Origin of the sequence: Aureibaculum marinum (assembly GCF_003813905.1) — a bacterium.
GTDB lineage: Bacteria > Bacteroidota > Bacteroidia > Flavobacteriales > Flavobacteriaceae > Aureibaculum > Aureibaculum marinum.
In genome coordinates, this window is sequence record NZ_RPFJ01000012.1 from 1 (window position 1) to 15,035 (window position 15,035).

A 15,035-nucleotide genomic window follows, 5' to 3' on the forward strand; every position below is an offset into this window, starting at 1 on the left:
GTTCACTAGGAATATGGTAATAATATTTCTCTATGCTCGTTGTGAAAAGCTTAGTGCTCCTTGTGGTGAAAACCTAACCACTAAGAACACAACGGCTCGCACGGAGTTCACTAGGAATATGAAAGTAAACATTTCCCTGTGCTCGTTGTGGACTACCTTAGTGCCCTTTGTGGTAAAAAAACAGCCTCCTCTTTTATACCTTATTCCTTTAACTAATTTTATACAAGACTATCATCTAACTACTATAAACTGCAAACTTTTCCTTAATTTTGCAGCTAAATCGAAATTGCTAAGTGAACTTCTCCAAACTCAAATTAATATATCATACAGTTAAACACCTACGTTTTAAACAGGTTTATTATCGAATCTATTATACACTTAGAAATAAGTTTTTTAAAAAAGAATATTCTAAGATTTTAAATAAAGAAATTCAGCCCTTAGTATGGGAAAATACAATTGAATATAATACCTCGTATTTGGGAGATAATAGGTTTAAATTTCTAAATATTGAGCATGATTTTAAATCTCAAATTGATTGGAATTATAATGCCTATGGTAAACTTTGGACCTATAATCTAAATTATTTTGATTTTTTAAATCAAGAATCATTTTCAGTAGAAAATGGTCTAAAACTAATTAAAAATTATAGTAAACAAGATGTTCAATTAAAAGATGGTAAAGAGCCTTATCCTATATCATTACGTGTAATAAATTGGATTAAATTTTTATCGAAAAATCAAATTTTAGATTCGGATATAAATCAAACAATATACAATCATTTTCAAGTTTTACTTCATAATTTAGAATATCATTTATTAGGCAATCATTTATTAGAAAATGCATTTGCTTTATTTTTTGGTGGTATATATTTTAATGATAAAATTTTAGCGGATAAGGCAGAAAAACTTTTGTATTCAGAATTAGAAGAACAACTTTTTGAAGATGGAGCACATTTTGAATTATCACCAATGTACCATCAAATTTTATTACATCGCTTGTTAGATTGTATCAGTTTAGCACAACAAAACTCAGGAAAAGTAAATGCAAATCTTGAACGTTTTTTACAAGAAAAAGCGGTAAAAATGTTGTCTTGGTTGCAAACTATAGTCTTTACAAATGGAGATATTCCTATGGTAAATGACAGTGCATACGGCATTTCACTTCATGCCACACAACTTTTTGAGTATGCAAATAAATTACAACTAATATGGAATAAAGTAAGATTAAAATCTTCAGGATATCGTAAGTATAGTGATGAGAATTTAGAGGCATTTGTGGATGTTGGTCCGTTAGCCATCGATTATCAACCAGGTCATGCCCATGCAGATACGTTTAACTTTATTCTTTATGCAAATGGAAAACCAGTACTAGTAGATCCTGCCGTTTCAACGTATGAAATTAATGATACGCGTAAAAGAGAAAGAGCTACAAGTTCACATAATACTGTAACCATTGATGATAAAAACTCATCACAAGTTTGGTCAGGTTTTAGAGTTGCTAAAAGAGCGGAAGTAACTATTTTACAAGATGAATTAACAAAAGTAGTAGCAGCTCACAACGGATTTAGAGATTGTAAACACAAAAGGTTATTTAGTCTAGAGAATAACACTTTTATAATAGAAGATGAAGTGGCAGGAGGTAATGAATTAAAAGCTCATTTTCATTTTGCTCCCAATTGCGAAATAGAAGTAATAGACAATAAAAAATTATTAGTTGATGCTGTTGAAATTCAGTTTTTTGAACATCAAAAGCTAGAGATACAAGAGTATTATTTTGCAAAAGGATATAATACTACCATTATTGCAAAAAAAGTTGTTGTTTTGTTTACTGAAAAATTAAGAACTGAAATTAAAGTAATTGCATAATGCGAATCGTTTATTTTTATCAATATTTTACTACACCAAAAGGCTCTTACGGAACACGTGTATATGAGTTTACCAAACAATGGGTAGAGCAGGGGCATGAGGTTATCGTAGTGACTAGTGTCTATGCAAAATCTGATTTAAAAGCAACGAAGTTTATTGAAAATCAGACTATTGATGGAATTAAATTAAAAATTATTAATGTAAAAATTGACAATAAACAATCTTTTTTAAAGCGGATTTATACATTTTTAATATATAGCTTTTTCTCCATTTATTATGCCTTTGCTTTAAAATGTGATATTGTAATTGCAAGTTCAGGACCTATAACCGTTGGTGTTCCAGGATTAATTGCTAATATTTTTAGAAGAAAAAAGTTTGTTTTTGAAGTTCGTGATTTATGGCCAGAAGGTCCTATTGAATTAGGAGTTTTAAAAAATAAGTTGATTCAAAAGTTATCCTATGCTTTTGAAAAATGGTGTTATAAAAGGTCTAGCTTAGTTGTAGCATTATCTCCAGGAATGAAACAAAATATTTTAGATAGATTTCCAGATACTAATGTTATTTCTGTTACCAATTCAGCAAATATAGACTTGTTTTCTTCACCTAAGCAAGAAATTACGCATCCTGATTTAAAGGATAAAAAATATGCCATTTATACAGGTAATATTGGTATGGTAAATAATTCAGAATTATTGTATAGAGCAGCTCTAAGATTAATTGATTTAGGTAGACCTGATATACATATTGTATTGATTGGTGATGGTCAATTAAAAGAGGCTTTACAAGAAAAATCTAAAGACATTTCTAACATTCATTTTTTAGATTTAATGCCTAAAAAGGATTTGGTAAATTTTGTGAAAAATGCTTTTGTTTCATTAATTCCTTTAAATGATACTCCGATGTTAGCGACGTCATCGCCAAATAAACTTTTTGAAAGTATGGCGGCTTCAGTTCCTGTTATTCAATCCACTTTTGGGTGGATTAAAGAAATGTTAGAAGATACAGCCTCTGGATTTACAGTAAGTGCTACTGATGAAGATGAGCTTGTAAGAAAATTAATTTTATTGGCAGATGATGAAAAACTGGTGTCAGAAATGGGACAAAGAGCTCACAACTATGCCAAAGCTAATTTTGATAAAAACATTTTGGCTCAAAGAATGTTAGATGGGATAGTTGAAGTTTATAATAGAAAGTAGTCAAATTATGGTTTATACAGTGGTTTTTTGTTCGCTTATAGCACTAGCTTTTATTTATTTAAAGGTAGCAGACCATTTTAATATTATTGATAAACCAAATCAAAGAAGTTCGCATGTAGAACCTACAATTAGAGGAGGCGGAATTATTTTTTACTTAGCTATTGTATTGTTTTATATACTTTCTGATTTTAAATACACTCCTTTTTTCTTAGCGGTTACACTTATTGCTTTGGTAAGTTTTATTGACGATTTAATTATGTTAAGTCCTAAAGTGAGATTGATTGCTCATTTTACAACAGCTTTTCTATTAATTTGGCAACTCGGATTATTGGAAAGTCCCATTTGGTTGTTACTGTTAATTCCTATTATAATTGTTGGTTTTTTTAACCTTTACAATTTTATGGATGGATTAAATGCAATGACAGGTTTATATTCTATCGTTGTATTATCTGGATTCTTATGGATAAATACTATAGAGCATGTGATGGATAGTAATTTGATAATATATGTATTACTTTCTCTAGTAGTTTTTGGATATTTTAATTTTAGAAAGAAAGCGAAGTGTTTTGCCGGAGATATAGGCAGTATGACATTAGCAACATTACTGTTTTTTTTAGGAGCCAAATTTATAATTACATTACAAGCCCCCATATTCATACTAATAATTGTAGTTTATGGAATTGATGCCTGTTTAACTATATTTTTAAGAATGTCTAGAAAGGAAAAAATTTCTGAAGCTCATAGACATCATCTTTATCAAAAGCTTGTTGATGTTAGCAAATGGAGTCATTTAAAGGTTTCAGGGGTTTATGCTTTTATCCAATTGTTAATTGTAATTTTAATTTACTACTTTTATAAGGAAAATTGGACCATACAATTTTCACTAATATTTTCTGTAATTGCCCTACTTGCAGTTGTTTATTTTTATGCAATAAGATATTATAAAAGAATAGAAAGTAAAATTTAAGAATTTTCATAAAGTTTTACGACCTTTGCATAAAAGAAAAAGTATTATCAGGTTGGTGGTGTTGAAGCAATTGTATTTTTAATATTGCTATGCACGCTACTGATTTAATTAGTTCAAAATGTTAAAGTCATTTTTTTTAAAAGGTGCTAATGCCCGAGTGTCTAGATGGGTAGTATTATTAATAGATGTTTCCTTTGTATTACAAACTTTTTTTCTTGCCTATTTAATTCGATTTAATTTTGTTTTAAGTTTTCAAAGCTATGGGTTTTTATCTCAAATGGCTTTGGTTTCTGTACTTGCAATTCTTAGCTTTTTGCTTGTAGGTTCTCATAAAGGAACCGTTAGATATACAGGAATAAAAGATGCTGTAAATGTTTTTTATGGTGCTTTTATATTGTTTATAGCAATGGTATTTATTGTATTGGTGCACAGAGAATTTGGGTTGTTAGATCGGTTTGCAGCACCGTTATCAGTAATTATTATTCATTTTTTACTGAATGTTATAGTATTAATTGCAAGTCGTTTTATATTTAAACAACTTATTCAACGTATAATTACAGAATATAAACCACCTAAAAATACCTTAATTTACGGTGCTGGTGATTCAGGCATGTTAACTTATGCAGCTATTAGCAACGATTTAAATAACAATGCCAATATTGTTGGTTTTATTGATGATGACAAAAAGAAAAAGGGAAAAAAATACAACAGAATAAAAGTTTATCCTTCAGAAAAAATTACCAATGAGTTTATAAAAGAGAATAATATTAAAGAGATTATTGTTTCTATTCATAATATTAAGCCTTTTGAACTTTTTGAAATTGTTGACAAACTAGTTCCTCTTCCAGCTAAAGTAAAAGTGGTTCCTCCTGTTGATCAATGGATAGATGGTGATTTGAATGTGGGTCAATTGGCAGAAGTTAAAATTGAAGATTTATTAAATCGTACTCCAATAAAAATTAACAATCCAATTTTACAAAAGGAGTTAAATGATAAAGTAATTTTAATTACTGGTGCTGCCGGTTCTATTGGTAGTGAAATTGCTCATCAAATAGGAGGTTACAGTTATAAGCATTTAGTTTTATTAGATCAGGCAGAATCAGATCTTTATAATGTTCAACAAAGCTTTTCTAGAAAAAAATATAAAAACTTTTCTGTTGAAGTTGCAGATATAAGTAATCAAAAAAGAATGCAATCCATTTTCGAAAAATACAATATCGAAATGGTATTTCATGCGGCTGCCTACAAACATGTGCCTTTAATGGAAGACAATCCTTATGAAGCCGTTCGGGTTAATGTTTTTGGTACACGTACCGTAATGGATTTAGCATTAAAACATAATGTAGATAAATTTGTAATGGTTTCTACAGATAAAGCTGTTAATCCTACAAATGTAATGGGGGCTACAAAACGTGTTGCTGAAGTGTATGCGAACTGTTTAAACAATGAAGGTAAAACCAAATTTATAACTACACGTTTTGGAAATGTATTAGGGTCAAATGGCTCTGTTATTCCTTTATTCAAAAAGCAAATTGCAGAAGGTGGACCTATTCAAGTAACCCATAAAGAAATTACAAGATATTTTATGACCATTAGTGAAGCATGTAGTTTGGTATTAGAAGCTGGTGTAATGGGCAAAGGAGGTGAGATTTATGTGTTTGATATGGGGGAATCTGTTAAAATATTTGATTTAGCTAAAAAAATGATTCATCTGTCAGGATTAAGATATCCAGAAGATATTGATATTAAAATTATAGGATTACGTCCTGGTGAAAAACTATATGAAGAGTTACTAACTAATGAAGAAAATACTATACCTACGTACAATGATAAAATTATGATTGCTAAAGTAGATCCTGTAGATTATGACGTAGTAAAGAAGAAGATTATTGAATTGTCTAATTTAGAGAATATGGATAAATTTGAAATTGTTTCTAAAATGAAAGACATTGTTTCTGAATATATTTCAAATAATTCTGAGTATGAGACTTTAGATAAAAGAAATTAATGTAAAATTTAGTCAGTTTTCAAATCAATTGTTTTTAATAAAAACAAATACCTCACGCCTAATACAATTAACAACGGAATTATTCCTACAGCAAACACTTGAATTTTGAATATCCATAAAATTATGGTTACTATTAATAAAATTAGAACTAAAAACAAGTAATTTTTAATCCAAAGTGGTAGATTGTTTTTCACTACTATAAAAGCCACAATTAGGTTTGGCATAAAAGCCCATAATGCATTGTAATTGTCTTTTGTTGCTGTATGATCTGTAGCAAACCATAATAATAGTACAACAACACCAATTAATCCCGTACATAAAAATAATATAAAATCAACCCATTTGCTGCGTTTTTGTTTTTTATAATCACGATAAGTAATCCATAAAAAAAGCAACGCGAATAATGAGAATATAATAGTTGGTGAAAAAAGAGCTACAGGTATTTTTTGCTCTTTTGGGGTAAATAAAGTATTTGTTTTTTTTACAATGGGCTTGCCATTGATAGTACTTTCTGCATAAGCATTAAAGATGTTATCGGGTAAAAATAGATAATCTTTTGTAGTAGCTTTTTTGTCAATAATAGCACCCAAAGCTAAGTCAATACCAAAAGTACCCCAAGGGTGTTTTTGTTTTGAATATTGATGAATTAAACTTCGTAATGTTTCATTTTTACCTTCAATAAAAGAAGTATTAAATTCAACATTTTGTTCTAAAACATTTTCAGCAACTTCTTTTAGTTTTGTAGCACAATTATCATAAAAGAAATCATATAAATAAGATTTATTCTCAGGCTTAGCATTGTTTTGAAGAAAATTAAAGAAAGCTTGTTTTTCTTCTTGAGTTAAATCTAATACTTGTTCTCTAATACGTCTATTTTCTTGAGCATAACTTCTATAAAATGCAGAAAAAGGATATGCTGCCAATTCGTATAAAAGTTTTCCTTGTGCAAATTTTGTATAAAAATTGGGAGTATTAAAATCAAAGATACCGTAATTGTATGCCAAATCCATACGCAGAATGTCATCTTTAACTCTAAAAGCACTATGCCCAAAAGTGTCATAAAGTTGCTCAGTGCCCGGATCAACAGTAATTACACTAATTTCAGCACGATTTGACAAGGTTATTTGTTGAGAAAACCCATTACTTATAAATAATAGCAATAAAATTAAAACGAATTTTTTTTTCACGTTATTTGTTTTTTTATTGATTGTAAAAGTTATACTTTTTTACGAATTTCATCTAAAATAACTGATGTCTACCTTTAATGAAAATACATTAGAAAACAGGGTACCGCTTGCTCCTCCAATATTAGTTAAAGCATAATCAATTGAAATGCCTTTATAGTTAAAACCAACTCCAAAATTAGGTTCTAAAGTTAATGAGTTATTATTTTCAAAATCGACCTGATTTTGAAAATTATTAATACCACCTCTTACATATACTCTATTAATATAATCTACCTGAAATCCAAAAGCGGGACTTATACTTACAACTGAACTAGAAATAACATCATTAGTTTTTGCAAAACGCATATTCAAATCTAGAGCTGTTAAGAGGTTAAAGTCTCTTGAAATATTAAATTTTCTAGCAATACCTAATTGAGCTTTGGGTTTTGTGAGTTCTATTTTATCTGGAGTAACTGTAGGTATAATTTCATCATCATTATCGGGATTGTCATCGTTTAAAATACTTTCATTCAAATTGTCATAAATAGCGATAATATTGTCAAGTTCATCATCATTAAAAGACCAAGCATTAAAAGTAGTAGTTATATCACGTAACATTAGTCCAAACTCCCATTGATTGCGTTTAAATTGAAGTCCAGCATCCAATCCAAAACCAATAGACGAAGCAAAATCACCAATTTTTCTTCTTACAATTTTAGCATTGACACCAATATTTAAATCTTTTAAAATTAATTTTTTAGCATAGGCTACATTCACCGCCCAATCTGCAGCAGAAAATAGGCTTACGCGATCATAATTTATTTGTCCATCTTGAATAAGCTGTGTAGTATTTAAAATGTCATCAACGCCAAATCGCATAACTGCAACTGCCACTGTACTTTCATTATTAATAGGTTTAGCAAAACCAACATAATCATAATTGGCAATACCTTGAAAATATTCAGCATGCATTAAAGAACCTTGGTAATCTTTTAATCCTACCAACCCTGCTGGATTCCAATAAATAGAATTTACATCATTACTAAAAGCGGTAACTGCTTTTCCCATTCCAAAAGAAGCGGCGTCAACACCAATATTTAAAAACTCATTAGAAAAATTTCTAATTGTTTGCCCACTTGATATTTGTGCTGTGGTAAATAGTACTATTAATAATAATTGTTTCAAATTAAAAATTTCAGATTCATAGTTAGGTTTTGAAAGTAGCCGTATTCTTTTAAACAAGCATTATAAATTAAAATTACATTACTAATTTTATTAATAAATAGAATGCTAATTATACGTTAGGCATTATTGCAAAGAATTACTGTTTTTAATTACTATTTTACCATCTAACATTTCTAATTTACGATCGGCCATTTCAGCCAATTCTGTATTGTGAGTTACAATGACAAAAGTTTGGTTAAATTCATCACGTAAACTAAAAAATAATTCATGTAAATTTTTTGCAGAAGCAGTATCTAAATTTCCACTAGGCTCATCAGCAAAAATAACTTTAGGATGGTTAATTAGAGATCTGGCAACAGCAACACGTTGCTGCTCACCACCAGAAAGTTCATTTGGCTTATGCTCAATCCGATCTGCTAAACCCAAAAAGTTCAATATTTTTTTAGCTTCTATTTCTACTTGTTTTTTAGGTTTATTAGCTATAAATCCAGGAATACAAACATTTTCTAATGCTGTAAATTCTGGTAATAATTGGTGGAATTGAAAAATAAAACCAATATGTTCATTTCTGAATTTAGACAATCCTTTATCATTTAAATTTAATACATCTTGTCCATTTATAGAAAGTTCAGTTGTAGTATTTTCTACTAAAGTAGGCTTATCTAAGGTGCCTAAAATCTGTAATAATGTGGTTTTACCAGCACCAGAAGGACCTACAATTGCTACTATTTCACCTTCTTTTATATGAAGGTCAACACCTTTAAGAACTTCTAATTCTCCGTAATATTTATGAATGTTTTTTGCAATTATCATAGTCAAAAATTCTAAGCGTAAAACTACATAAATATTATTTATTTCTAATTGTTATTAATTATGAATAGAGAGAATTGAATTATAACCATAAAGCCTATTTTATTTTAGCAATTAGAATTGAGCATATAAAAATTACTTTAATTGTAGAGTTGTTTAAAAATCAACGGAATACAACACGGTTTAATTTTATAAAAGTATAGGTTTTTATATTTAATGTCAAGTGTTTTTTATTGGTAATACATAAATGAACAGTTCTTAAATAAAAAATGAACAGAGATAACGTTCTTAAAAATGTATGTGTTTATAGTGAATTTGCAATTTTTTATAAAAGTTAAGTTTATTCCCAAATGGTTTGTTATTTTTGTGGTACTTATTTACAAATTACATAAAATGAACTTACACGAATATCAAGGAAAAGAAATTTTAAATAGTTTTGGAGTTAGAATCCAAAGAGGCATTGTTGCTCACAATCATAAAGAAGCTGTAGATGTTGCAAAACAATTAGCAACAGAAACTGGTACTGGTTGGTGGGTAATTAAAGCCCAAATACATGCAGGTGGTAGAGGTAAAGGCGGTGGTGTAAAATTGGCCAAGAGCCTTGCTGAAGTTGAGTCAATATCTCAAGATATAATTGGAATGATGCTTAAAACCCCTCAAACTCCAGCTGAGGGTAAAAAAGTAAATCAAGTATTGATTGCTGAAGATGTTTATTATCCTGGAGATAGTGAGCCAGAAGAATATTACATGTCTGTTTTACTAAATAGAGAAAGTGGTAGAAACATGATTATGTACTCTACTGAAGGAGGTATGGATATTGAAACTGTTGCAGAAGAAACTCCACACTTAATTTTTACAGAAGAAATTGATCCTGCAGTAGGTTTATTACCTTTTCAAGCTCGTAAAATTGCTTTTAATTTAGGGTTGTCAGGTGCAGCATTAAAAGAAATGGTAAAATTCGTTTCTTCATTATATACTGCTTATGTAAAATCTGACTCTTCATTGTTTGAAATAAACCCTGTGTTAAAAACTTCTGATGACAAAATTTTAGCTGTAGATGCTAAAGTATCTTTAGATGATAATGCTTTATACAGACATAAAGATTATGCTGAAATGCGTGATTTACGTGAAGAAAATGCTATTGAAGTAGAAGCAAGAGCTGCAGGCTTAAACTATGTAGATCTTGATGGAAACGTTGGATGTATGGTTAACGGAGCAGGATTGGCAATGGGTACTATGGATTTAATTAAACAAGCAGGAGGAGAGCCAGCCAACTTTTTAGATGTGGGAGGTACAGCAGATGCAAAACGTGTAGAAACTGCATTTAGAATTATTTTAAAAGACCCTAATGTAAAAGCAATCTTAGTAAATATTTTTGGTGGTATTGTACGTTGTGATAGAGTAGCACAAGGTGTTGTTGATGCTTATACTAATATGGGAGATGCTATTAATGTTCCAATTATTGTACGTTTACAAGGAACAAATGCCAAAGAAGCTAAAGAACTTATAGACAATAGCGGAATGGAAATTATTTCGGCTACTGAGTTTAAAGAAGCTGCTGATAAAGTTCAGGAAGTTTTAGCTAAATAATAATCTAATATATCTCTTTTAGAATTGAATTTTATTCTTTTCTAAAAGAGATTAACAAATTTATATTAATCGTGGTCACACGTTATGATGACAAAACCTTTTCTAAAACCGATATATCATTTAAAAACAATTGTTTTTTTTATGTTTTTATCGGTTTTTTTAGTTCAAGCACAAGATAGTAAACTTACTTATGCCAACCCTTCTGATGTGGGTCTAGATTCTTTATATATCCATAAAAATGTAGATTCAATAATGACATTGGCAATTCAAAATGAGGCTTTTCCTGGTGCTCAGGTATTGGTAGCAAAAGACAGTAAAATTATTTTTCATAAGGCTTATGGATTCCATACTTATGATTCTATTCAACCCGTAGGATTGAATGATATTTATGATTTAGCATCCGTTTCAAAAATTACTTCAGCATTACCTGCGTTAATGAAATTAGTAGATGAAGGAAAAATTGATTTAGACAAACCTTTTAGTTCTTATTGGAAACAATGGAGACATGTAAAAGATAAAAAAGACTTAACCTTACGTGAAATTTTAGCTCATCAAGCAGGATTACAACCTTACATCGTTTATTTAAATCAAGTTTTTAAGAAAAACGGAAAAATTAAAAAACGTTATATAAAAAATAAACCTTCTAAAAGATTTAATAAACAGGTATATAAAGGTATATATATAAAGAATAGGTTTAATAAAAAAATGTATCGTATTGCAAAACGATCAAAGGTTTCAGCAACTAAGAAATACAAATATTCAGGATTATCATTTTTGATATTTCCAGAGCTTATTAGTCAAATGACAGGTCAACCTTACGAAAAATATCTTCAGGATAATTTTTATACACCTTTAGGTGCAACAACAATGGGTTTTACTCCTAAAACCAAAAATTATGCAAATAAAATTGTTCCTACTGAATACGATTCAATTTTTAGAAAAGACTTGACTCAAGGTTGGGTTCATGATGAAAATGCATCATTATTAGGAGGAATATCTGGTAATGCAGGACTTTTTGCGACCGCAACTGATTTGGCAAAAATAATGCAGATGTATCAAAATTATGGTATTTACAATGGTAAACGTTACTTTTCAGAAGATACAGTAAAAGAATTTATAAAAATTCAATATCCAGAAAATGATAATAGACGTGGACTTGGTTTTGATAAACCATCTATTGGTAACGATACACTTTCTTTAAAAAACTCTTATCCTGCACCAGAAGTGAGTACAGAAAGTTTTGGACACTCTGGTTTTACAGGTACTTTTGTATGGGCTGACCCTAAAGAAAAGTTAGTTTATATCTTTTTGTCAAATAGAGTTTATCCGAATAGAAATCATAGAAATATTTATCGTTTAAACGTTAGACCAGCCATTCAGCAAGTATTTTATAAGGCAAAATTAGAAGATAATTAATTCTTAAATTAATTTGCTTAAAAGTTGTAAATTAATTTTAATAAAGCTTTACGTTGTAATACTGGAAACACGATAAAACTATCATCGGGGTTTGCTTCAATATATGTACGTGTAGCACCATTTGCATTGGCTCCAAAACTATTAGCTCCATAAAAATTTGCCAAACCTTTAGAATTGAATAAGTTTGTTACTATAAAGTTGGCAGACAAATGTTTATTTATCAAATACTTTGTACCTAAGCTAAAAGTACTGTATGACGGCAATTTAAATCCGTTAGCTACATTAGCATCACGTTTGCCCATATAATGCCAATTAAAAAATATTGAAATTTTATTTTTATGATATTCATTACCTAAATTGAACATTAAATTAGGGGTAAACGGTAATGTATTACCAGAGTAATCCATGACCTGATCATCATCCGTAATAGCTGTACCTCCAGCATCGTAGATTCTCCATTTTGTAGCTTTAGCGTTTTGTACAACACCATTAAAACGAAACGTAAAGTGTTGAATGGGTGTATATGTACTTTCCCATTCTAATCCAACTGTAGTTGATGTGTTCAATTGAATAGGAGTGTAGAAAATAGTATTGGACTCTTGCTCAAATTCAAAATTAGCGATTCCTATATCTTTCAACTGACTCCAAAAAGCTGTACTTGTGAATGAAAAGTTATTTCCACTGTATTTTATACCTAATTCGGCTTGTTTTATTTTTTGAATGGCCCCCTTTTTTAGAATAGGAACATTAGAAAAGTTATTAAAATAATAATTCAATTCAGGAGCCTTATTTCCATGAGAAAATCGTGCAAATAATGCGGAACTATTATTTAATTTATAAGTACTTCCGGCAGAATAAGAAATATAATTATAAGTAAAATTAAACATATCTTTTTCTCCTGTAGGAGTTAACATACCATTGTCATAAGCTGTATTTGTATTTCCATCCAGACCTCCATCTTGTTGAAAAGGAGCATAACGATCTTTGTTTCCTTTATGATGAATGCTTTCGTATCGGAGTCCTAAATCTACAGTTAATCTATCCGTAATTTTAAAATGGTCATTTATAAACGTAGCAATTTGACTCACTTTAGCATTTGCATTTGTATAAAAAAGGCCTCCATAATTACTAATTCCATGGGTATCAGATAGCATTATTATTGGAGCATCAGGGTTTTTTAATGTTACTTGAAGCATTCTTGGATTAGGCTCGTAGGTGGCATAGCCATAACTGCCTTGAGTAAATAATGAAGAATCAGAAAAACCCATTGACATACCTGTTGTAATGGAATGATTGTTTATGTCTTTTTCTAAAATAAACTGATTTATTAATTCATTAGCTTCATTATCTATATACCAAGCAGAAGTGCCCATAATAGCATCATTAGGCAAGCTATCGCCACTCAAGTATTGAAAGGATTCTCCAACTAAAATTCCACTATTGTTAATTCGGGCAAGTTCTAATCCTGATTTAGCATCTTTAAAAACTACTTGCCCAATGGGAAAATCGGCTCCACTTATAAAATAAGCAAGTGGATTGTTTAAAGAAACAAAAGCATTACTTATTGAAGTTTGCCAATTGGCAATTTTTTTAGAAAATTTAAAATTATTCCTAAGTAACCAATGATTACCTAAATGTTGAGAAATGGCAACTCCCAAAGTAAAATCTTTGGCATGTACACCTTTACTAGGATTAAAACTGTTGAAATTGTTTTGGTTTAAGTTTCTACGATCAGGAATGGAAGCATTAAAACCAGGCATTAATAATGAGGTAGAACTAAAACTTTGTCCAAAGGCCGGCGTTGGATTGTCCCAATTTACTGCCGCAACCCCAGTATATCTGTTTGTATAATCATTAAGGTATTTAGCATAAAATTTTAAATGTCCTTGATTGTGATATTTAATAACATTGAATTTAAATTGACCACCTTTACTAAATGTAAAATCTGTATCTCTAGAACCATCATCAATTCGATAATGTCCTCCTGCATTTATAAACCAGTTTTTACCGATTGGGCTTCCAATAGCAAAATCAATTTTATGAAGAAAGTTGTTATTTCCTTGAAAGCCATTTGTTAAATGAACTTCTCCATTTAGTTCATTTTCAGTAATTTTAGATCTAAAATTATAAATTCCGCCAGGAGCATTCATTGCTGTAATTGCTGCACTCCCACCTTTTATAGCTTCAACTTTTTCTGTCATTAAATCGATTCGATGAAAAAGATCAGGACTATAATAAGCATATTGCGATAGCGTAACAGGAAGACCATCTTCTTGAAGAGAAACATAATACCAGCCCATATCATCTTCAGCAGAGGCAGAAATGCCACGTGTATACACTTTATTAAAAACTTCACCAGCAGAGGCATCTACAAAAGTTCCAGGAATGTTTTGAAGCAAATCTGCAGTACCTTGTGGATATACTTGTTGAAGCATATTCGTTTTAAGTACACTTACAGAAGTACTAGACATTAATTGAATTCTAGGTTCAAAAGTTCCAGTTACAACAACATCTTGTAAGTTCATTAAATCATCTTCAAGTACAAAAGATAAGGACAATTTTTTTTGAGAAACCACAATTTCTTGTGTTATCATTTTATAACCGATGTGTGATAGCGTAATTTTATAAGTTCCTTTAGTTACATTTTGAAATTTAAATTTACCATAGCCATCAGTAGTAGTACCAAAATTTATTGGCTGAATTGTAATGTTAACACCTTCTAATACATTTCCTTCAACATCTTTTACTTCACCATTAATAAGTTGTTGAGCAGTACTAAAATTGTAAAAGAATATAACGATTACATATAGTAATGCTTTGTTAACACTCATT

The 15,035-nt window shown here is 29.9% G+C and carries 10 protein-coding genes; 6 read left to right on the forward strand and 4 right to left on the reverse strand.

Annotation, left to right across the window (positions count from 1 at the left end):
- The first annotated feature begins 293 nt into the window (after positions 1 to 293).
- The 4 genes from EGM88_RS10380 to EGM88_RS10395 all read left to right on the forward strand — a co-directional run bounded on the left by EGM88_RS10380 (position 294) and on the right by EGM88_RS10395 (position 6,036).
- The gene (locus EGM88_RS10380) at positions 294 to 1,865 is read left to right on the forward strand and encodes an alginate lyase family protein (RefSeq protein WP_123898223.1); all 1,572 of its coding nucleotides are present in this window, start codon (positions 294 to 296) and stop codon (positions 1,863 to 1,865) included.
- Entirely contained in the window at positions 1,865 to 3,061 is a 1,197-nt protein-coding gene (locus tag EGM88_RS10385) for a glycosyltransferase family 4 protein (RefSeq protein WP_123898224.1), read from the forward strand. Before EGM88_RS10380 ends, EGM88_RS10385 begins: the two co-directional genes overlap by 1 nt.
- Positions 3,039 to 4,028, forward strand: coding sequence for an MraY family glycosyltransferase (locus EGM88_RS10390; protein ID WP_123898225.1), 990 nt, complete (start codon positions 3,039 to 3,041; stop codon positions 4,026 to 4,028). Before EGM88_RS10385 ends, EGM88_RS10390 begins: the two co-directional genes overlap by 23 nt.
- Positions 4,029 to 4,146: 118 nt before the next feature.
- Positions 4,147 to 6,036 carry a nucleoside-diphosphate sugar epimerase/dehydratase gene (locus EGM88_RS10395; protein ID WP_123898226.1) on the forward strand — a complete coding sequence of 630 codons (1,890 nt, stop codon included), beginning with the start codon at positions 4,147 to 4,149 and terminating at the stop codon, positions 6,034 to 6,036.
- Positions 6,037 to 6,044: 8 nt separating this feature from the next.
- Here the strand turns inward: EGM88_RS10395 and EGM88_RS10400 are convergent, their stop codons facing one another.
- From EGM88_RS10400 to EGM88_RS10410, 3 genes are all read right to left on the reverse strand, one after another.
- Positions 6,045 to 7,223, reverse strand: a complete 1,179-nt coding sequence (locus EGM88_RS10400; RefSeq protein ID WP_123898227.1) for a lipoprotein N-acyltransferase Lnb domain-containing protein — start codon at positions 7,221 to 7,223, stop codon at positions 6,045 to 6,047.
- A gap of 48 nt (positions 7,224 to 7,271) precedes the next feature.
- Positions 7,272 to 8,387: a putative type IX sorting system protein PorV2 gene (locus EGM88_RS10405; RefSeq protein ID WP_123898228.1), complete on the reverse strand. Its 1,116-nt coding sequence runs from the start codon at positions 8,385 to 8,387 to the stop codon at positions 7,272 to 7,274.
- Positions 8,388 to 8,510: 123 nt separating this feature from the next.
- Entirely contained in the window at positions 8,511 to 9,200 is a 690-nt protein-coding gene (locus EGM88_RS10410; RefSeq protein ID WP_123898229.1) for an ABC transporter ATP-binding protein, read from the reverse strand.
- A 390-nt stretch (positions 9,201 to 9,590) separates the two neighbouring features.
- Here EGM88_RS10410 and sucC point away from each other — a divergent pair, with 390 nt between their 5' ends.
- Positions 9,591 to 10,787, forward strand: coding sequence for an ADP-forming succinate--CoA ligase subunit beta (sucC, locus tag EGM88_RS10415; RefSeq protein WP_123898230.1), 1,197 nt, complete (start codon positions 9,591 to 9,593; stop codon positions 10,785 to 10,787).
- 141 nt (positions 10,788 to 10,928) lie between these two features.
- Complete coding sequence (locus tag EGM88_RS10420; RefSeq protein WP_238988423.1) at positions 10,929 to 12,203, forward strand: serine hydrolase domain-containing protein; 1,275 nt, start codon at positions 10,929 to 10,931, stop codon at positions 12,201 to 12,203.
- Between the two features lie 17 nt (positions 12,204 to 12,220).
- Here the strand turns inward: EGM88_RS10420 and EGM88_RS10425 are convergent, their stop codons facing one another.
- The gene (locus EGM88_RS10425; protein ID WP_123898232.1) at positions 12,221 to 15,034 is read right to left on the reverse strand and encodes a TonB-dependent receptor; all 2,814 of its coding nucleotides are present in this window, start codon (positions 15,032 to 15,034) and stop codon (positions 12,221 to 12,223) included.
- Position 15,035 lies beyond the last annotated feature (1 nt).

What these genes read in the sequence shown, in the direction of transcription:
- EGM88_RS10385 (WP_123898224.1), top strand. Translation starts at nt 1,865, where the DNA reads ATGCGAATCGTTTATTTTTATCAATATTTTACTACACCAAAAGGCTCT.
- EGM88_RS10395 (WP_123898226.1), top strand. Translation starts at nt 4,147, where the DNA reads ATGTTAAAGTCATTTTTTTTAAAAGGTGCTAATGCCCGAGTGTCTAGA.
- EGM88_RS10410 (WP_123898229.1), bottom strand. Translation starts at nt 9,200, where the DNA reads ATGATAATTGCAAAAAACATTCATAAATATTACGGAGAATTAGAAGTT.
- sucC (WP_123898230.1), top strand. Translation starts at nt 9,591, where the DNA reads ATGAACTTACACGAATATCAAGGAAAAGAAATTTTAAATAGTTTTGGA.
- EGM88_RS10420 (WP_238988423.1), top strand. Translation starts at nt 10,929, where the DNA reads ATGTTTTTATCGGTTTTTTTAGTTCAAGCACAAGATAGTAAACTTACT.
- EGM88_RS10425 (WP_123898232.1), bottom strand. Translation starts at nt 15,034, where the DNA reads ATGAGTGTTAACAAAGCATTACTATATGTAATCGTTATATTCTTTTAC.